The 20,805-nt window shown below is 34.6% G+C and carries 19 protein-coding genes; 13 read left to right on the plus strand and 6 right to left on the minus strand.

Features of this window, described 5'->3' with window-relative positions; all coding sequences use genetic code 11:
- Positions 1 to 20: 20 nt before the first annotated feature.
- The 13 genes from ACF3OB_RS10100 (at position 21) to ACF3OB_RS10160 (ending at position 13,203) form a co-directional block, all read left to right on the plus strand.
- Positions 21 to 680: an ABC transporter ATP-binding protein gene (locus ACF3OB_RS10100; RefSeq protein ID WP_042008007.1), complete on the plus strand. Its 660-nt coding sequence runs from the start codon at positions 21 to 23 to the stop codon at positions 678 to 680.
- Positions 677 to 1,444 (plus strand): TIGR02757 family protein, encoded by a 768-nt coding sequence (locus ACF3OB_RS10105; protein ID WP_392447621.1) that lies wholly within the window; start codon positions 677 to 679, stop codon positions 1,442 to 1,444. The genes ACF3OB_RS10100 and ACF3OB_RS10105 overlap by 4 nt, the downstream gene beginning before the upstream one ends.
- Positions 1,445 to 1,529: 85 nt before the next feature.
- Positions 1,530 to 2,078: a glutathione peroxidase gene (locus tag ACF3OB_RS10110; protein WP_392447623.1), complete on the plus strand. Its 549-nt coding sequence runs from the start codon at positions 1,530 to 1,532 to the stop codon at positions 2,076 to 2,078.
- A 12-nt stretch (positions 2,079 to 2,090) separates the two neighbouring features.
- Positions 2,091 to 2,807: a bacillithiol biosynthesis deacetylase BshB1 gene (gene bshB1 / locus ACF3OB_RS10115; RefSeq protein WP_042008001.1), complete on the plus strand. Its 717-nt coding sequence runs from the start codon at positions 2,091 to 2,093 to the stop codon at positions 2,805 to 2,807.
- A gap of 14 nt (positions 2,808 to 2,821) precedes the next feature.
- Positions 2,822 to 3,013, plus strand: coding sequence for a hypothetical protein (locus ACF3OB_RS10120; RefSeq protein ID WP_042007999.1), 192 nt, complete (start codon positions 2,822 to 2,824; stop codon positions 3,011 to 3,013).
- A 27-nt stretch (positions 3,014 to 3,040) separates the two neighbouring features.
- Entirely contained in the window at positions 3,041 to 3,574 is a 534-nt protein-coding gene (locus ACF3OB_RS10125; RefSeq protein WP_042007997.1) for an RNA methyltransferase, read from the plus strand.
- A gap of 232 nt (positions 3,575 to 3,806) precedes the next feature.
- A complete protein-coding gene (locus ACF3OB_RS10130; protein ID WP_392447625.1) occupies positions 3,807 to 5,546 on the plus strand; it encodes an ABC transporter ATP-binding protein in 1,740 nt (579 codons plus the stop codon).
- A 57-nt stretch (positions 5,547 to 5,603) separates the two neighbouring features.
- Positions 5,604 to 6,323, plus strand: coding sequence for a dipeptidase PepE (gene pepE / locus ACF3OB_RS10135; RefSeq protein WP_392447627.1), 720 nt, complete (start codon positions 5,604 to 5,606; stop codon positions 6,321 to 6,323).
- A gap of 254 nt (positions 6,324 to 6,577) precedes the next feature.
- The gene (locus ACF3OB_RS10140) at positions 6,578 to 7,069 is read left to right on the plus strand and encodes a phosphoribosyltransferase family protein (protein ID WP_172917444.1); all 492 of its coding nucleotides are present in this window, start codon (positions 6,578 to 6,580) and stop codon (positions 7,067 to 7,069) included.
- Positions 7,070 to 7,291: 222 nt separating this feature from the next.
- Positions 7,292 to 7,831: a nucleotide exchange factor GrpE gene (locus tag ACF3OB_RS10145; protein WP_172914192.1), complete on the plus strand. Its 540-nt coding sequence runs from the start codon at positions 7,292 to 7,294 to the stop codon at positions 7,829 to 7,831.
- An 11-nt stretch (positions 7,832 to 7,842) separates the two neighbouring features.
- Positions 7,843 to 8,955, plus strand: a complete 1,113-nt coding sequence (gene dnaJ, locus ACF3OB_RS10150; protein ID WP_095893301.1) for a molecular chaperone DnaJ — start codon at positions 7,843 to 7,845, stop codon at positions 8,953 to 8,955.
- A gap of 312 nt (positions 8,956 to 9,267) precedes the next feature.
- On the plus strand, positions 9,268 to 10,026 hold the full coding sequence (locus ACF3OB_RS10155) for a carboxypeptidase-like regulatory domain-containing protein (RefSeq protein ID WP_042008098.1): 759 nt from the start codon (positions 9,268 to 9,270) through the stop codon (positions 10,024 to 10,026).
- Between the two features lie 471 nt (positions 10,027 to 10,497).
- The gene (locus ACF3OB_RS10160; protein ID WP_392447629.1) at positions 10,498 to 13,203 is read left to right on the plus strand and encodes a TonB-dependent receptor; all 2,706 of its coding nucleotides are present in this window, start codon (positions 10,498 to 10,500) and stop codon (positions 13,201 to 13,203) included.
- A 621-nt stretch (positions 13,204 to 13,824) separates the two neighbouring features.
- On the opposite strand, the gene ACF3OB_RS10165 is transcribed toward ACF3OB_RS10160, so the two are convergent.
- The 6 genes from ACF3OB_RS10165 to ACF3OB_RS10190 form a co-directional block, all read right to left on the minus strand.
- Positions 13,825 to 14,559, minus strand: a complete 735-nt coding sequence (locus tag ACF3OB_RS10165) for a carboxypeptidase-like regulatory domain-containing protein (RefSeq protein WP_392447631.1) — start codon at positions 14,557 to 14,559, stop codon at positions 13,825 to 13,827.
- Complete coding sequence (locus ACF3OB_RS10170; RefSeq protein ID WP_119652204.1) at positions 14,552 to 15,271, minus strand: carboxypeptidase-like regulatory domain-containing protein; 720 nt, start codon at positions 15,269 to 15,271, stop codon at positions 14,552 to 14,554. Before ACF3OB_RS10170 ends, ACF3OB_RS10165 begins: the two co-directional genes overlap by 8 nt.
- Before the next feature lie 86 nt (positions 15,272 to 15,357).
- Positions 15,358 to 16,572 (minus strand): metallophosphoesterase, encoded by a 1,215-nt coding sequence (locus ACF3OB_RS10175; RefSeq protein ID WP_392447633.1) that lies wholly within the window; start codon positions 16,570 to 16,572, stop codon positions 15,358 to 15,360.
- Between the two features lie 81 nt (positions 16,573 to 16,653).
- Entirely contained in the window at positions 16,654 to 17,436 is a 783-nt protein-coding gene (locus ACF3OB_RS10180; protein WP_095893295.1) for a glycoside hydrolase family 16 protein, read from the minus strand.
- Between the two features lie 126 nt (positions 17,437 to 17,562).
- Positions 17,563 to 18,285 (minus strand): copper homeostasis protein CutC, encoded by a 723-nt coding sequence (locus ACF3OB_RS10185; protein WP_095911735.1) that lies wholly within the window; start codon positions 18,283 to 18,285, stop codon positions 17,563 to 17,565.
- A 5-nt stretch (positions 18,286 to 18,290) separates the two neighbouring features.
- On the minus strand, positions 18,291 to 20,651 hold the full coding sequence (locus ACF3OB_RS10190) for a 3-hydroxyacyl-CoA dehydrogenase/enoyl-CoA hydratase family protein (RefSeq protein ID WP_392447636.1): 2,361 nt from the start codon (positions 20,649 to 20,651) through the stop codon (positions 18,291 to 18,293).
- Positions 20,652 to 20,805: the final 154 nt, after the last annotated feature.

Here is a 20,805-nt window from a genome sequence, read left to right on the forward strand (position 1 = left end):
TAAAATCACTTTCTATATAAATGATAAAAGCAACTAATATACATAAAACATACAGCGGTTTAGAAGTACTCAAAGGAGTTGATATTCACGTACATAAGGGAGAAATTGTTTCGATTGTTGGAGCTTCAGGAGCTGGGAAAACTACGCTTTTACATATTTTAGGTACACTTGATTTAGCAAATCAACAGCAAGATAGTTCATTGGTAATCAATGACGTAAATGTTAATGAACTATCATCGAAGTCCTTGTCGAAATTCCGTAATGAGCATATTGGGTTTATTTTCCAATTTCATCAGCTACTACCCGAATTTACAGCACTTGAAAACGTGTGTATTCCCGCTTTTATTAAAGGAACAGCAAAGAAAGAGGCGGAAAACAGAGCTAAGGAACTGTTATCATTTTTAAATTTATCAGACCGTATTCATCATAAACCCAGTGCTTTATCAGGTGGAGAGCAACAACGTGTTTCGGTAGCAAGAGCTTTGATGAATCATCCAGCAGTAGTACTTGCTGATGAACCCAGTGGCAACTTAGATTCGGAAAGTGCCGAGAATTTGCATCACTTGTTCTTTGAGTTGCGAAAAACTTTTAATCAGACTTTTGTGATAGTTACACATAATGAGGATTTAGCGAATATGGCAGACCGAAAATTAACAATGCTTGATGGTAAATTCATATGATAATTAGTGATTTAAAAGATTTTTTAGACGAGAAAGTACTGAAATATAATCGACCAGAATTTGTTGAGACCGATCCCTTACAGATTCCTAAAAGGTATTCCGCTAAGGAAGATGTAGAAATATCAGGTTTTTTAGTTTCGGTTATTGCGTGGGGATTGCGAAAGTCTATTATAAATAACGGATTGAAAATGATGGACTTAATGGGGAATGCACCTTACGATTTTGTGATGTCGCATACTCAAAATGATTTGAAGCGTCTGCAAAATTTTGTCCATAGAACGTTTAACGGACAAGATTTCGAGCAATTTATTATCAGTTTAAAACATATTTATACGCATTATGATGGATTGGAAAACGCTTTGGCTGATAGTGTTGAAAACAACGATTTACAGTTAGGAATTTCAAATTTTAAAAGTTTGTTTTTCAAGGATTTAAAATATAATCGTTCTCTCAAACACTTGCCTGACCCTCGTAAAGGTTCCGTAGCAAAACGTATCAATATGTATCTGCGTTGGATGGTTCGCAATGACAATTCAGGGGTCGATTTGGGTATTTGGAAGCGTATTTCCCCTGCGATGTTATCCTGCCCGTTAGATGTACATTCAGGTAATGTGGCACGTTCTTTGGGGCTGATTACGCGTCCGCAAAATGATATAAAGGCTTTAACGGAATTGAACGATCATTTACTACGATTCGACCCTAACGATCCCGCTAAATACGACTTTGCTTTGTTTGGATTAGGAATCTTTGAAGGTTTTGCATGATGGTAACTATTTATCTTATGGAAGTCTTATAAAATTTATAAATAATAAATCTTATTGAAGTTTAATTTAAAAAATAATTGTAAAAATGAAAAAAATATTCACTATTTTAGCTTTATTGATGTTTGTATTGGTAAAAGCACAAACAGGAACGGAAAAAAATACTATTTATCAATTTACTGTTAAAGATATTAGTGGCAAAAAGTTTGATTTTTCGAAACTCAAAGGGAAAAAAATAATGATTGTCAATACAGCTTCCAAATGTGGGCTTACTCCTCAGTATGAGGGATTGGAGGCTTTGTATAAAAAATATAAAGATAAGAATTTTATAATTATTGGATTCCCTGCTAATGATTTCAAATCGCAAGAACCAGGTACAAATTTTGAAATTGCACAGTTTTGTAAAGTGAATTACGGCGTAACTTTTCCTTTGATGGAAAAAATTACAGTAAAAGGAGATGACATTCATCCCATATATCAATTTTTGACTCAAAAGAGTAAAAACGGAGTGCAAGATTCTGAAGTACAATGGAATTTCCAGAAATATTTAATCGGAACAAACGGAAAATTAGAAAAAGTAATTTCACCACGCACCCAACCGGATGATCAGGAGATTATCAATTGGATTGAAAATTAAGTTATTACATAGATGAAATTAGATATATTAGCTTTTGGAGCACATCCCGATGATGTAGAATTAGGTTGCTCAGGAACGATTGCTAAAGAAGTGTCTCTTGGTCGGAAAGTAGGAATTGTAGACCTTACACAAGGTGAGTTAGGTACACGTGGTAACGCGCAAATCCGTAAGCAAGAGGCTAGGGAAGGAGCAAGGATTTTAGGAGTGGAGATACGTGAAAATTTAAAATTTGCTGATGGATTTTTTGTTAATGATCAAGCTCATCAGTTGGAAGTTATCAAAATGTTGCGTAAATATCGTCCTGAAATTGTACTTTGTAATGCTATTGATGACCGGCATATAGACCATGGCAGAGGTAGCAAATTGGTAAGTGATGCTTGTTTTTTGAGTGGGCTTCGGAAGATAGAAACTGTACACGAGGGAGTTACACAAGAAGCATGGAGACCCAAGGTTGTTTATCATTATATTCAATGGAAAAATATTGAACCAGATTTTGTAGTTGACATTTCAGGGTTTATGGATAAAAAATTAGCATCGGTTTTGGCATATAAAACTCAATTCTATGATGCAAATAACAATGAACCTAATACCCCGATTTCTGATAAAAACTTTTTGGATAGCGTAACCTATCGAGCCAGAGATTTAGGTCGGTTGATTGGTGTGGATTTTGCTGAGGGATTTACAATGGAACGCGTGGTAGCTGTAAATACGTTATATGATTTAAAATAAAAATAGAAAGAAAAATGAAACTTATTTTATTGACAATAGGGATTTTAGCACTTTGTATAGCAGGAATAGCTATCAAAATATGGGCAAAAAAAGGTGGAAAATTTTCAGGTACGTGTGCCAGTCAAAATCCGCATTTAAACAAAACGGGAGAACCTTGTGGTTTCTGCGGAAAGATGCCTGAGCAACAAGAATGTGGTAAGGAGTAAATTCTCGAAAATTAGGATATTCACAAAATGCGAAAATTAGCAAATAGCGAATTGATTCGATTGGATGTTGATGCGTTTAAAAAAGCTCCAAAAACTCCATTAATAGTTATTTTGGATAACGTTCGGAGTCTAAATAACATAGGTTCTGTTTTTAGAACAGCAGATGCTTTTTTGGTCGAAAAAATATACCTTTGTGGCATCACGGCAACTCCTCCAAATAAAGAAATTCACAAAACAGCATTGGGAGCTACAGAAAGCGTCTGTTGGGAATATGCCGAAGATACACTTTCAGTAGTGAATAGTTTAAAGACTCAAAATGTGAAAGTTATCAGTATTGAACAAACTGAAAATGCTGTAATGCTCAATGAGTTTCAGCCTCAAAAGGAACAAAAATACGCTTTAATCTTTGGAAATGAAGTCAAAGGAGTGGAGCAAGAAGTGGTTTCGGCTTCTGATGGGGTCATTGAAATTCCTCAATATGGAACGAAGCATTCACTCAACATCTCAGTAAGTGCAGGAATTGTTATTTGGGATTTATGGCAGAAGATTTATGGTAATTAAATTTATCAAAAAACAAATGAATCGACAAAATGATATATACATTTGATTTATCATTTATCTGTAAAAATGTAACGACACGGCTAAAAGGCCGTGTTTTTTATTCCAAGTTTATGTATTAAGATTTAATCAATCGTTTTGAGAAGTTTGTATACTTATTGAGCTGAGGTAGCCGAATGAATCAATTTGTCATTTGCCAATTAATACGTACCTTTGCGGTCTAAATATACGAACAATGGCACATTTACGATATGTACGAAAATATTTTTTTAAATACCGATACCATCTGATTTTAGGGATATTCATCACGATTTTAGCACGTATTTTTTCGCTATTTATGCCTGAATATGTTCAAAATTCGATTATAGCCATTGAGGAATATGCTAAATCATCGGATAAAAATGGAAACATTGTTCAACTTTTGATACAATATGCTTTAATAATTATCGGAGCAACTATAATTTCGGCTATTCTTACGTTTTTTATGCGTCAATTAATCATAAATGTATCTCGATATATTGAATTTGATCTAAAAAATGATATTTTTGTTAAATATGAAGAGCTTTCATTGAGTTTTTACAAAAGAAATCGTACAGGTGATTTGATGAATCGCATCAGTGAGGATGTAAGTAAGGTACGCATGTATGTTGGTCCAGCTATCATGTACAGTGTTCAAACCATTACTTTATTTGCATGTGTTATTCCGTTGATGCTTTACACTTCGGTGGAATTGACGCTTTATACTTTAATTCCTTTACCGATTCTTTCAGCTTTGATTTATGTGATGAGTAGGAAAATAAACCGCGAAACTTTGGTTGTTCAGCAGTTTCTTTCCGATTTATCAACATTTTCGCAGGAATCTTTTTCAGGAATAAACGTCATTAAGGCCTACAATAATGAGCCTTTGGTTAATCAGCAACTTTCCGACCTAGCGGAACGAGGACGTCAGAAGAATATCAAATTAGCTAAAATTCAAGCTATTTTCTTTCCTACTATGATTCTAATGATCGGGTTGAGTTTGATTTTTGTGATTTTTATGGGAGGTCGGTTGTACTACTTAGGAGAGATTACCTCTATTGGAGTGATAGCCAAATTTAGTATTTATGTGATGATGCTCACGTGGCCAGTAGCTACGGTAGGGTGGGTAAGTTCGATAGTTCAACAAGCCGAAGCGTCGCAAAAACGAATTAATGAATTTTTGGCAGAAATTCCTGATATTCGTAATCATAATCCTAATATTGAAAAAATTAATGGGAATATTCGCTTTGAAAATGTGAGCTTTACATATGCAGATACAGGTATTGAAGCGTTGAAAAATGTATCATTTGATATTCCTAAAGGACAAACTGTAGCTATTATTGGAAAAACAGGTAGTGGGAAAACTACAATCATCGATCTAATTGCTCGGATGTATGATGTGTCGAAAGGAGAAATTTATATAGATAGTAAGCCTATTAGAGAGGTAAATTTGCACAGTTTGCGAGAAGCCATTGCTGTGGTGCCACAAGAATCATTTCTGTTTTCCGATACCATAAAAAATAATTTGTTATTTGCTAATAAACAAGCAACTGATACTCAAATCGTAAAAGCCACTCAAGAAGCAGCCGTACACGATAATATAATGGATTTCACCCATCAGTATGATTCTATTTTGGGTGAGCGTGGTGTTTCGCTTAGTGGGGGACAAAAACAACGGATTTCCATTGCACGAGCTTTACTTAAAGATGCAGAAATTTATTTATTAGATGATTCACTTTCAGCTGTGGACACAGAAACGGAGGAAAAAATATTACAGAATTTACACGCCACATTAAAAAACAAAACAGTGGTTATTGTCAGCCATCGAGTATCGGTGGCTAAAAATGCAGATAAAATTTTTATGCTCAATGAAGGAGAATTGGTAGAAAGTGGTACGCACGAATCCTTGTTGCAACAAAATGGATTCTACAAGGCGTTTTATGATTCTCAAGTGTGATTTTGATATTTCCGGATTTATTGCTACCTTGCGACGTTGTTTTTCTCAAATGATTCTATGAAAAAAATATTATTAGCCAGTACATCAACTATTTATGGAGGTACCTACTTGTCATATTTGCAGGAAGAGTTAGCCGTTTTTTTTGCAAATGTTGATGAAATTTTGTTTGTACCCTACGCACAGCCTAGTGGTGTGTCATATGATGAATATACGCAAATTGCTCAAAAAGGATTTGAGAGTATAGGTAAGAAAATTGTGGGATTGCATACTTTTGAAAATCCCAAAGAAGCAATTTATCGAGCCAAAGCCATTTTCACAGGCGGAGGCAACACCTTCCTATTAGTTACTCGGCTTTATCAGTTTGATTTGATGGGAACGCTACGAGAGGTTATTGAAAGCGGAATACCCTACTTTGGTACCAGTGCCGGTAGTAATATTGCAGGACTAACGATGCAAACAACCAATGATATGCCTATAATTTATCCCCCAAGTTTTGATACTTTGGGAGTAGTACCTTTTAATTTGAATCCACATTATCTTGATCCTGATCCCGACAGTAAACACAAGGGTGAAACTCGGGAAACACGGATTAAAGAGTTTCATAAGCTTAATCATACTCCTGTGGTTGGGTTGCGTGAAGGTAGCAGTATTCTTTTCGAAAGTAATAGATTTATTTTAAAAGGGACATTAACTGCTCGTATATTTCTTAAAGATAAAGAGCCTTTTGAAGCGACCAAAGAAGATTTTTCATCGTTATTTAAAGATATAAAGCAGTAATTTTAGAGTAAATCACAGTGTAATTTATTTCGCGTGATGAATAAGTCATAAGCGAAAAACTGCATTATAAGATTATTTGGTTGTGTTATAAAAAGTATGATGTTAGTTTTGATTGTCAGGCTGAGCGTAGTCGAAGCCTCGTAATTACAGGGCTTCGACTACGCTCAGCCTGACAGAAATATCCACTTTATTAAAAGTATCATACTTTTTACAACACTTCCGATTATTTGAACCATTCAATAAGAAATAATAAAATGACAACAATACTAAATCACCAAGATATAGAGAACAAAATCAGACGTATTGCATATCAGATTTACGAAAAACACTTGAACGAATCGGAAATCATTTTAGCAGGAATCGAAGGCAATGGGTATCTGTTTGCGGAGAAGTTAAATGCTTGTCTTTCAGAAATATGCCCGTTGAAAATAGTGCTTTGCAAAGTGAAAATGAACAAGCGAAATCCTTTAGAAGGAACTTCAACATCCGTAGAATCAATGGATTACAAAAATAAATCCGTTGTATTGGTTGATGACGTACTGAATTCGGGTATGACTCTGATTTACGGTGTCAAACATTTTTTAGAAGTTCCGCTAAAACGACTTACTACCGCTGTTTTGGTCAATCGTAATCATAAAAATTTCCCTATTAAGGCAGATTTTAAGGGTATTTCCCTATCCACCAGTTTGCAAGAGCATATTTCTGTGGATTTTACAGAAGGGAATTATGTTGCTTGTTTGAACTAGTTTAGTAGCTACAGAAGAGATTGGAAGAGTTTCATTTTTAGGGTGATGTTGTACAAATTATTTCATCCGTGTAGGGAAGTAAAGCGTTTTCTTTTATAAGTTTGCGATAAGCTTAGTTATAGAAAAATCAAATTTTTATATCACAATGCCAAATTGACATATAAGACGTCATTGGCATACTTTTTTATATATGATGGAGTAGTAAAATTAAATGAATAGATAATGAGTACAGAAAAACACGTTCAAGAAGAGCCTTTATCAAACGAAGAAGTTAAAAATGAAGGTATTACGAATGAAGCAATAGAGAATATAGAAGATAAAAGTTCCATTGAAGAAGAGTTAGCAAAGGAAAAAGATAAATTTTTGCGTTTATTTGCTGAGTTTGAGAATTATAAAAAACGTACAACTCGAGAGCGTGTTGAGTTATTCAAAACCGCAGGACAAGACATTTTGTCATCGATGTTGCCTGTGATTGATGATTTTGACAGGGCGTTGGTTGAAATTTCAAAATCAGAGGATAAAAACATGTTGAAAGGAGTGGAGCTTATTTATAATAAACTTATAAACACCTTAAAATCAAAAGGTTTAGAAAAGGTAGAGGTTGCTCCTAATGATGTTTTTGATAGCGAAATTCACGATGCCATTACGCAAATTCCAGCTTTGACCGAAGATATGAAAGGGAAAATTATTGATGTGGTTGAAAAAGGATATAAATTGGGAGATAAAATTATAAGATACCCGAAAGTAGTTGTAGGACAATAACTTATCATTAAATGAAAAAAGATTACTATGAAATATTAGAAGTTGAAAAAACGGCAAATGCCGCTGAAATAAAGAAAGCATACCGCAAACAAGCCTTGAAGTATCATCCGGATAAAAATCCTGGAGACAAGGATGCAGAAGAGAAATTCAAGTTAGCAGCGGAGGCATATGAAGTGTTGAGTGATGATACCAAAAGAGCTCAGTACGACCGTTTTGGACACGCTGCTTTTGAAGGAGCAGGAGGTGGATATCATTCCTCAATGGAGGATATTTTCAGCCATTTCGGGGATATTTTCGGAGGTCATTTTTCTGGATTTTCTGGTTTTGGTGGATTTGGAGGTGGAAGTCAAACGCGTTTGCGAGGTGAAAACTTGCGAGTTCGTTTGAAAGTTACCTTAGAAGATATCGTTAAGGGAGCCGAGAAAAAAATTAAAGTTAAAAGAAAAGTGAAGGCTGAGGGAGTTACCTATAAAACTTGTCCCTCTTGTAATGGTTCAGGTCAAGTAGTTCGCCAAATGCAAACCATGCTTGGAATGATGCAAACCTCAGCACCATGTTCGTCATGTCAAGGAAGTGGTCAGATTATTGAAAATCGACCTCCTGAATCTGATAGTCAAGGGCTTAAAATATTTGAAGAAACTATTAGTGTGAAAATTCCTGCAGGTGTAATGGAGGGTGTACAGCTTAAGGTTAGTGGCAAAGGAAATGAAGCGATGGGGAAAAATAGCGTTCCAGGGGATTTATTAGTTCTCATTGAAGAACAGGAACACGAGACCCTCAAACGAGAAGGAGAAAACTTACATTACGACCTATATATCAGCTTCCCAGAAGCTGTTTTAGGAGCTTCAAAAGAAATTGAAACGGTCACAGGAAAAGTGCGATTTAAGCTGGATGAAGGAGTGCAATCTGGAAAGATATTGCGATTGAAAGGCAAAGGGATTCCCAGTCTAAATGGTTATGGGACAGGTGATTTGATTATTCACGTGAATGTTTGGACACCTAAAAATTTGACTGAAAAACAAAAAGAATTTTTTAGAGAAATGCGAGATAATGAAAATTTCACACCAAAAGTAGAAAAAACGGATAAATCGTTTTTTGAAAAAGTGAAAGATATGTTTTCATAGAGAGATTGATTATGTTGTTTTATTAGGCTTCGACTATGTCCGTTTTATGAGCGATGTAGTCGAAGTTTGTTTTTTTTGAATAGCGAATCAACCTTTTGATTTACTTATATATCTTGTCTAAAAACAAGTACATTTGGTTAATGTTTATTAATCCTATATAACAAATTGAATAAAACGATGGGATATGCAATAAATGTTAAATAAATACAAAAAACAATATTTTTGAATAGTAATTTATTTTAGTTTACTATCTTTATCCGTCAGATAATTAGTATGACCAAAAAGGATATATTTGTTGAATTAAAAAAACGTATGAAAAAAGTTTTATTTGTAATGATAACCTTGTTTACAGGGATGTTATCAGCTCAATCCACCGAAGTAAAAGGAACTGTGTATAGCGTTCAAGATAACAAAGGGATAGCTAACGTACATGTGTTGAATTTGAATAACGTTAAAGGTACTACTACCAATGAGCAGGGTGATTTTTCTATAAAGGCAGCTGTTAACGATACCTTGTATTTATCTTTTTTAGGGTATAAATCTATTAAAGTTTTGGTAACCAATGATATGATTCGCTTTCCTGATACTAAAATAGGGATGACTGAGTTGGCGTACGCTTTGGAAGAAGTGGTTATAACTCCTTATAAATTAACAGGTTATTTAGATATTGATGCTAAGAATGCGCCTGTTAATGAGAATAAAAGGTATAGTATTTCAGGATTGGAGATTGGATATGAGAGTAGAGCCAATGCAAGTATGGTTGGTCGTATATTGAGTTCTGTGATGAATCCTGCTGATATGCTGTATAGGTTGTTTAGTTCTAAAGGTCAAGAAGTCAGGAAGTTACAGAAATTGAAGGATGATAACAAGTTGAGTGATGCACTTTCGCAGCGTTACGATCGAGAAACTTTACTCGAATTACTACAAGTTGATAGAGCTGAATTAGAGAATATTATACGTTCGTGTAATTACTCTAATGAGTTTATTATGTCAGCCAATGATCTACAAATTTTGGATGCAATTAGCAATTGCTATGAAGAGTATCGTGTTTTGAACAGAAAGAAAAAATAGTTTTTGCAATTATAATTTAGTTTGCAAAAGAAATCTTTTATAAACTGTGTTGCAATTCCGTTTAGTTTCGAGTTGATTTTATTGAAGAGCTACATACTCCATAAAATAAAAAAGTGTGTTGGTATAAGTGGAGTAAAAAGTAATAAAAGTAGCTCAAAATGTTATCTTTTCAGTTATTAACAGTTCATTGTTGAAAAAAAATAACGAAATGAAGTGAAAAAAATAAAAATAAAACAGATTGAAAGAATCACATGTTTTCTTTTTGTTTAACAAATAAATGATATTAGAAATTGTTATTTAAAAGATAAAGTTGTCCTTTATTAACAAAAACGTTCAGAAAAACATTTTGTTATAAAATAAAAAAGTTTGTTTTTTTTTCTGGCTACGTACAAAAGTCATTTGCATATTTCGATTAAAAAGCTATCTTTGTAGTGTTCGGATGGCAAATTTGAATTTTTAGAGAGTATAAATATGATAAAGAAATGGACGTTGACAATAGTATGTTTACTGTTGGGAGTTGTTGCTTATGGGCAATACGAAGTGAGAGGGGAAGTAGTCGATGCTAAGACTAAGAAGCCGTTGGTGGGAGCTAACGTGATTGTGCGAGGTAAACTTGTAGGTACAGCGACAGATATCAAAGGAGAGTTTATTTTACCAGTTTCTTCAAAGTCAGGAGAATTGGTGATCTCTTATATGGGGTATATTTCCAGAAGATCTTCGTATCGAATTTTGACTAATAAAAGAGGAAAGGTAAAGGTAGCACTACAATGGGACGAGAAAGGACAGACCTTAGCTGGGGTTATGGTTTCTGCACACTATAATATGTTTGATATTGCTGAAGAAAGGAAAACTCCAACTGCAGCGACTACTATTGATAGAATTGAAATCAAACGCCGTTTAGGAAACCGTGATTTTCCGGAGCTTCTTCGGCGAGTTCCATCAACGTATACAGTAAGAGGGGGAGGTTATGGAGATTCAAGTGTTAATATTCGAGGTTTCTCTAACGAAAACATCGCAGTGATGATTAATGGAATGCCAGTCAATGACATGGAGAACGGGCGTGTGTATTGGAGTAACTGGACAGGATTGTCCGACGTAACCACGGCTATGCAAGTACAACGAGGTCTTGGTGCATCCAAATTAGCCATACCTTCAGTGGGAGGAACCGTTAACATTGTGATGCGTTCTGCTTTCATGAAGCAGGGAGGAATGGTCAATGCCTATGTAGCAAATGGAGGTGAGTACAAAACTTCGGTGACGTACAATACAGGAAAAAACGAAAAAGGATTTTCATCTTCTTTCCTTTTTGGAAATGTAGGAGGCTCTAAATATGTAGATGGGACACAATTTAAGGGATACAATTATTTCTTAGCATTGGGGTATAACCCAGTAGAAAAACACGAATTCCAATTAATGCTTACAGGATCGCCTTTACAACATGATCAGAGTTCGTCATTAGTTTCCATTGCAGATGCCTTGAAATATAGTACAAATGGAAAACCAAATCGAAGATACAATGCAGATTGGGGATATTTGGATGGTAAGGAATTTAGTATCCGGAAAAATGTTTTCCACAAGCCTGTGTTCAGTTTTAATTGGGATTGGAAAGCAACAGATAGAGCCGAGGTCAATACTACTGCTTATGCTTCTTTTGGTCGTGGTTATGGAACAAGCGATTATGGGGCAAGTAGAGGATTGAAAATCAATTCATTCCGAGATTTAGAGACAGGATTATACGACTTTGATAGAATTGTTCGAAACAATCAAGAGGCTACATCTCCAGATGATGTGTTGCTTCGTTATGCAAGGGTAAATTCACACGATTGGTTTGGAATTTTAACCAATTATAAACAAAAAATTTGGGATACAGTTACCTTGGATGTTGGGTTTGATGGTAGATACTATCAGGGATATCACTATGGAATTGTTGAGAATTTCTTAGGAGCAAAGAGTATTCGTGATAATTCAAACAAAAATATAGGTGAGAATAACGTCTCTACAGTCGTAAATAATTCAAGTATTTACAATGTTTTTAAGAGTATAGATCCGATAGAAAACTCGATAATATATAACAACATAGGTAGGGTATACTGGTTAGGAGTTTTCGGGCAATTTGAGTATGAAGAGGATGATATTTGTATGTTCGTCCAAGGTTCCATTTCTGAAAAAGGTTATCAACGCGTAGATAACTTTATGAAGGAAGGTACACATGTTCCTGGAACAACTATCGAGATGCCACGAACTACCGATTACGAAAGAATGTTGGGATTCAATGGAAAGGCAGGAATCAACAAAAATATTGACGAACGTCATAACGTGTTTGTAAACATAGGCTTCTACAGCCGACAACCTATTTTTGATGCAGTATATCGAGGTAATTTGAACTATGCAAGTCCAGACAATGTGAATGAAAAAGTTTTGGGTATTGAATTAGGATATGGCTACAAAACTGATTTTTTTAATGCTAAAGCAAATTTTTACCGAACGACTTGGACGGATCGATTCCTACGACGTGTGAACCTAAGAGATGTTGATATAAATCAGACTTCTTATTTTGCGGATATTTCTAATTTGAGTGAGGTTCATCAAGGAATTGAGTTAGAAGCTTCCTATATTGTGAATGAATATCTGAAAGTACGTGGCATGTTATCAGTTGGTGATTGGTTCTATAATGGAAATGCAGATGCAAAAACTTTTCGAACTGAAGACAGTCAGCCTTACATTTTGACAAATTCAATATCTGATAGAACTTCTCTATTGTTGGACAAATCAAAAATTGGAGGTACAGCTCAAACCACATTCGTACTCGGAGCAGAAGTTACCCCTATTGATAGGATTATAGTTAATCTGGATTGGCGATATGTGGATCGTTTGTATTCCAATATTGATATATATGCCTTTACGGATAGAAGTTTGGCAGAAAAAGGAGCTCTCCGTTTGCCTAGTTATAATTTGGTTGATTTTGGAGTTTCGTACAGGTTGCCATTATTTAAAAGTCATGTTATGAATTTTAGATTCAATGTTGATAATATATTTGATGCAACTTATATTACCGAGTCAAGCGATAGCGTTCACGCAACTGAACATAGTCAAGTTTATAAAGGAATTGATGTAAAAAACCGAGTTCACTTTGGTTTCGGTCGAACTTGGAACTTCTCAATGCGATATTCGTTCTAAGAGGGTATGGAGATATAAAAAAGAGAGAGGCTGTCCGACTTTTCGGATAGCTTCTTTTCTTTTTTAGACACTTTTGTACAAATATCTCGAATGATTATTGTGATATAACATATGAATATTTGTGTTTTTCAGACAAACTTGAAACTCGGTAAAATGCCAAAAATTGGATTTTGTATAAAAAGTTCGATTGCGATGACACAAAAATTTGTGGCTTACAAACTATTTTTGAAGAAAAGTAGTTTTTTTTGCAGAATTTATCTTCGTTTTTAAAGGATTACAGACTTTAAATCGTGGGTACACACAGATGGTCGGAGGTAAAGAAATCAAATAAGTTGAATTTGGCAAGGCAAACAAAAATCTAAATAGACGATATTAGACTTGAGAGTATCTGATTTTCAGTTAATTTAACAAGAAATAAGATTAAAAAATATGTTTACAAGATAAAATTTTGCCCTAATTCTAAAAATAGGAGGGTTGTACCTTGTTTGGGGCAGGGGGAGGTCCTATTTTTATACTTCAAAGTTGATCCGAAGCATCTCAAACAGTAAAAATCGAACAGTAGGGATAAAAACTGATAGATTTTTTACATATGCTACATTCAACTCGAAGAAGAGGAACAGACTATTTTCCTTTATTTTTTAACTTTTCAGATAAATCTGTAACCCAAATGTCCGTCAGCATAAACTCTAATTGTTTGTCATTTTTTGATTTTACAAGATTATGAATATCAGGATTTTCCATTACGTAATATGCCAATACACTTATTTTTTCGTCATCTAAGCCAAGGTCTTTTTTCAAAAACCTATTCATATTATCAATAATGTAGTTAGCCACAGCTAAATTTGTCTCATTTTTTAAAGCTTGTTTGTAATATTTTCTTTTCCCTGAAATGGCATTCAATATAGCTAAAATATTAATGGGAGGGAATCCTGAACCTGCCCAAAAATTGTTATTAGCATAGCTACGTTTCTCTTCTAAAGTTCGTTTTTTGGGCGTATATCCTAAAAAATCTTTTGCTGTAACAGTTGTTTCTTTAACTTCAACCTCTTCTAATTCAACAACTTGCTCTTTCAGTTCTATAATAAGTAACTCGTTTTCTAAATCTTCCTTATTAACACTTCGATATAAGTCTTTTTTACCCACATGGGTAAATTTAAGTACGTTCCCTACTTCTCCATGAATTAAAAATAATCCTTCAGTATCCGTAGTTACAAATTTTTTCTTATCGACATTTTGGATATGTACTCCCGGCAAAGGTTGGTTATTATGAATAACTTTACCTTTGATAACAAGATCATTTTGAGCTATTAAAGGTAAGCTAACACAAAAACACAACCACAAAAAAAAATTATTCACTTTCATTGTTCGCTTCTTGTTGTATTTGTAGCCATGAATCTATCAACATAAATTGTAAAGTCTTCGATTCTTTATTTTGCGTTACTCGATGATATTCTGGATTTTCCATTAAATAATACGCTAAATAACGTATTTCTTCTTCATCTAAATTAAGTTCTTTTTTGAGAAATTCACTCATATTATCAATGATATAGTTTGCTACTTTTAAATTTTGTTCATTCATCAGTACCTTACGCAACATCTTGGTTCGACCCGAAATTTTGTTAAGTAAGGCAATAAAACCAAATCCTCCTGCTCTACTGGTGTAAAGTTGTTTTTCGTTATAAGTACGTTGATTCGGAGTATGTTGCAAAATACCTAAGCTTTGAGCAGTAATATCAGGAGCTTTCTGAACCTCAACACCTTCCAATTCGTGAATGAGAGTACGCATTTTGATAACTACAACTGTACCGAAATCCGTCGCTTTCAGCAGACGATGTGTAGTCTGTAAACTTACATGGGTGAATTGCAAAGCATTATTTTCCGATGCAGATATGGTAAAATAACCTTCCTTATCAGTCGTTGTAAACTTTTCATTATGAAGATTTTGCACATGAACATCAGATACAGGAATGGAATCATTCATCACAATACGTCCTTGAAATATATCTTTATTCTGAGCGAAAAGCTGTACAAAAGACAAGATAAAAATAAGTATATAAAGTTTACGCATAATGTATTAAAATAATAAGCAAAACTCAGTGAAGGATTATTAATTTTACAAAGATAACTTAAGTAAAAACTATTTTTGTTTAACATTTATTGTTTTTTCCTCAATTCAATTACGGTAATTTCTGGCCAAATTCCTACACGTCCTGGAAATGCGTGATAGCCAAATCCGCGATTAACATTCAGTTTTTTTCCTGCTTCCTCATACATTCCTGCCCAATATTTATAAGTCCATTTTGAAGGACTCCATTTCACAAGTCCCTCTATTTCAATACCTACTTGCATTCCGTGTGTATGTCCGCTGAGTGTTAATTGAATGTTTTTGTTTTCAGGTAACACTTCGTACTCCCAATGCGTTGGGTCGTGGCTTAAAAGAATCTTGAAATCTTCATCTGCAACATTTTGCATTGCTTTTTCCAAATCACCATACTTTGAAAATCGTCCGTGCCCCCAATTTTCAACTCCCAAAATGGCAATTTTTTCTCCATTTTTTTCAATATAACGATGGTCGTTCAAAATCAAATCGAATCCCATTTCACGTTGTATTTCTTTTAAATCTTCAAGGTTTTTTGCCTTTGCTTCGGGAGTTTCCCAAGAGGAATAATCTCCATAATCGTGGTTTCCTAAAACGGAAAAGACACCATCTTTAGCCTTTAATTGCTTCAAAATATTTTTCCAAGGAAGCAACTCACTAGCCAAATTATTTACGATATCACCCGTAATCATAATGGCATCACTCTGCTGTTGGTTAATCAAATCAATTCCATATCGGATTTTATCTTCACTATCAAGACTTCCTGCGTGAATATCAGATATTTGCGTTATCCTATATCCATCAAAAGCCTCTGGCAAATCGTCAAAATAAAGTGTGTATTTCCAAATTTTGTAATTATATTTTCCTTTTGTAACTCCGTAAACCACTGATAAAAAAGGAACTGAAGCCACCCCCAATGCCAACAAACTGACAAATTTTCTTCTTGAAGGAATTGACTTATTACCTGCTGATTTATACCGAAATATCGCAACACCAATCCGTTGTATATCTTCCAAAAATAAAATAAAAGATGACACAACAAGTATGATAAACCAAGTAATTAACGCCCCCATTGAGTACTGCTGAAAGATAGTCCATACGGCTTTGGTACGAAAGAGCCACTGCAAAACTACATTTACAATAACCAAAACAGAAACCGCTCCAAAAACATACCTACCCTTTTGAGAAATTTTCAGCGTTTTCAGAGCTTGATTAGCATAACGTGCCAATAAAAGATAAACAACTATAAATAAAATGAGTATTATGTACATATTTTCAAATAAAATTCTTCTTCATTTTCGTAAGAAGCACAAAAACCATTCCTAAAATTTTCAATTTTCACCTTATACAAATTATTTTTGATAATATCTAACCCAATCAACATACATACGGATTGGTTTTTCAAAATCAGGAACATCTCCAACCCAAGAGCCTCCTAACTGCATATCAATCAATAAATAAAAAGGTTTTCCAAAAGGGAATTGTTCTGGATTTCCTTCAATACGAGGATATGAAAACGTAAATTGGTCATTGACGTAAAAACGTAGTTCATTAGGCTGAATTTCTACTGCATAGGTATTATAATCGTCTGGATTTATGGGAAAAGTAGTGTAATGCTTAGGATTTTCCTTATTCTTTTGTGTGTATTGCGTATGTATGGTTTGATATACAAAATTATCAAAATTCAATCGCTCTAAAATATCAATTTCACCACCATAAGGCCATTTTCCTACCTTTGGAAGCATCCAAATTGCTGGCCAAGAGCCTTGTGTAGCCTCAAGTTTACAACGAATTTCCACCTTTCCGTATTCAAAATATTTCCCGTTTTTGGTAAAAACACCTCCTGTTACAAATTTAGAAGAATCATCTGGAGCGATGTCGTTTTTCTTCCCAATGAGTATCAGATTTCCATTTTTGATTTCAAAAAGTGATTCGTCCAAGCTCATTGTGTTATTCCAATCAGATTTACCACGCGGAATTTTTGACCAAACGCCTGTGGAAAAAATATCATCTCTTTCAAAATCATCTTCCCAAACCAATCGCCACTTCTTTTCTTTTTTGCTACCAATTTCAGAAGAAGTTTTACATCCCACCATCAGGGATACAGAACAAAGAAGCATCAAAATTTTTCTCATTTTCAAATAATTTTAGTTGAAGAATTTCCTTTCAAATAAACAACTGAAAATAAATCATTTAAAAGTAAAAAATATAAGGTTTTACTTGTAATTGTGTAAAACTTTCAGAAAAATAAACACAGAAGTTTACTTCAAGGCGTTCATAATAGTTTTTATCTGTTCGATTCCTGAAATTGGACGCACCGATTCATCTAAAAAACTTGCCGTATTGAAAGAAAAAGGCATTTCGTTAGCTGATTTCTCAAAAACGGTGCCTGAAAAATGTACTTCGTTAAATCCTGCTTCTTTAATCTTTAATATGGTTTGTGGATTAATTCCTCCTCCTGGCATAATGGTAATTTTTCCTTCAGCTTTTTGATTAAGTTTTTTAAGTACTTCCAACCCTTCCACAGCTGATTTTTTTCCTCCTGAAGTTAAAATCCGTTTTACTCCCAAAGTTTTTAATAAATTTAAGGCTTCTTCTGGATTAGGAACACAATCAAAAGCTCGATGATAGATGAAATCAATATCTCCCGCAGCCTCAATCAATTGTTGTGTACGCTCTTTATCTATGGTGTTATCGGTATTCAAAACCCCTGTAACCACACCTTTACAACCCAATTCTCTACAAAAAGTAATATCACGGAGCATCACATCAAATTCCTCATCTGTATAGGTAAAATTTCCACTTCTTGGACGTATCAAAACACAATTTTCAATAGAAAGTTCGTCCATAACTTTTTTTATAAGTCCATAACTTGGAGTAACTCCTCCTACTCCTAATTCACTACACAATTCAATGCGATTTGCTCCTGCCAATTGAGCGTTCCTTGCTGATTCAAAGGAACTTGCACATATTTCGTAAATCATATCTTTTATTTTAAAATTTTTGCTATTCGTTCTAATGTTTGTGGTTCAGTACACAGAGACAAAAATGCTTCACGTTCCAAATCTAACAAATATTGTTCCGAAACGAGGGTAGGTTCGGAAAGATCACCTCCTGACATTACATATGCCAATTTATCGGCTATTCTTTTGTCATAATCGGTTATATATTTTCCTTCTCGCATCGAATCCGTACCTACCAGGAAAGCTCCCAATGATTGTCTTCCAAACACTTTAATATCGTCACGTTCAATAGGACGAGTGTATCCTGCTTCAGCAAGTAACAGAGCATGTTTTTTAGCTTCGGCAATAAGTCGTAAACGATTAACCACTACTATATCCTTCCCTTTTTGCAAAATATCCCAATCAAAGGCCTCATAAGCTGATTTTGAAACTTTTGCCATTGCGATAGTCAGAAAATAATCCTGCAAACGATTCAATATTACATCTCCTTTTCGTAAACCATCTGAAGCCCTGACTGTCAATTCTTTAGAACCTCCTCCACCTGGAATTAACCCTACCCCAAACTCTACCAAACCAATGTAGGTTTCTGCAGCAGCAACCACCTTATCGGTGTGTAGACTCAACTCACAACCTCCCCCTAAGGTCATCCCATGGATTGCAGCTACCGTAGGAATTGACGAATAACGGAGTCGCATCATCGTATTTTGGAAATAAGCTATTGTTTGGTTCAATTTTTCGTATTCTTTTGCTGTAGCCATTGCATAGATCATCGCAATATTAGCTCCTACGGAAAAGTTTTCTGCTTGATTTCCAATAACTATTCCTTGGAATTTCTCTTCAGCAAAATCAATCGCTCGATGGATTCCCTCCAAAATTCCTCCACCAATGGTATTCATTTTAGAATGAAATTCTAAATTCAAAATACCATCACCCAAATTAATGATACTCGCTTCATCATTTTTCCAAAGGGTTTCCGAACGAAAATTATCAAGGATGATAAATCCTTCTTGTCCTACTTTTTTTCGATATTTCTTTGTTTTTATATCGTAAAAATATGTTGCCTCCTTAGTTAGCTTGTAGAATGATAGCTGATTGTTACGCAACATATCCTGAATCCAATCGGCTGTTTCATAACCCATTGATTGCATCAACTCAACTCCTTTGGCAAGTCCAATAGCATCCCAAATTTCAAAAGGTGCTATTTGCCAACCAAAACCTGCTCTAACAGCATCATCAATCTGATAAAGCGTATCTGAAATCTCTGGAATACGATTTTGGATGTAGGCAAACAATGCCGCAAAAGTCCGTTTATAGAACAACGACACATTATCATCCCCCTGAATTAGGAGTAAAAAACGGTCTTTCAGCTCCTCTTTTTTAACTTCATTCAACAACGGAAATACAACTTGCTGACAAGGAACATACTCCATAGCACGTAAATCCAACTCAAAAATTTCTTTATCTATTTTTTTGTAGAACCCTTGTCCTGATTTAGCTCCTAACCAATTGTTTTTTAACATGTTCAACACATAATCAGGAATTTGAAATAGGTGTTTATCTTGATTGTCTGTGGAGTTCTTTTCAACTCCTTTTGCTACATGTACCAAGGTATCTAACCCTACAACATCACCTGTTCGAAAAGTTGCTGATTTCGGACGTCCAATAATAGTTCCCGTCAAAGCATCAATTTCCGAAATTTTTAAATTTAACCATTTGATCTGATGCAAAGTATGCATCATAACAAAAATACCGATTCTATTACCTATGAACGCAGGTGTATTTTTAGCTAAAACAGGCGTCTTTCCTAAAAATTTATCAGAATAAAAAAACAAAAAATCAACCACATCCGACTGACAATCAGCGCTTGGGATGATTTCTAACAACTGTAAGTAGCGAGGTGGATTGAAAAAATGCGTAATTGCGAAATGTTTACGAAAATCCTCACTACGCCCCTCACTTAAAAAATGGACAGGCAATCCTGAAGTATTTGAAGTAATGAGTGTTCCCTGTTTTCGATATTGCTCCAGTTTTTCAAAGACTGATTTTTTGATTTCCAAATTCTCGGTCACAGCCTCAATAATCCAATCAACATCAGCTATTTTAGGTAAATCATCAGCTAAATTTCCGATTTCTATACGTTTAGCAAACTGTGGATGATATATGGGGGAAGGATTTGATTTTAGAATTTTTTCCAGATTTTCACTCGTTATTCGGTTTCTCACCACTTTGTCGGACAATGAAAATCCTTTTTTTTGTTCTATATGGTTGAGTTGTGTTGGTACAATGTCCAATAGCAAAACTTTCACACCAATATTCGCAAAATGACATGCAATGCTACTACCCATCACTCCTGAACCAATAACCGCTATTTTTTTTATTCGTCGCATAACCCTAAATACGTATGGGAATACCTATTATTTCTGATTTTCAAATCTCTTTTCCCGCTATATACATACACTTTTTACCTGAAAAAAAATTATATACGAAGATAATTGAGACCTCTCTTTCATTCCCCATATGCTCAAAACGCTTTAAATCTTA

The sequence above is a fragment of the Capnocytophaga canis genome, from assembly GCF_043187445.1.
GTDB classification, from domain to species: domain Bacteria; phylum Bacteroidota; class Bacteroidia; order Flavobacteriales; family Flavobacteriaceae; genus Capnocytophaga; species Capnocytophaga canis.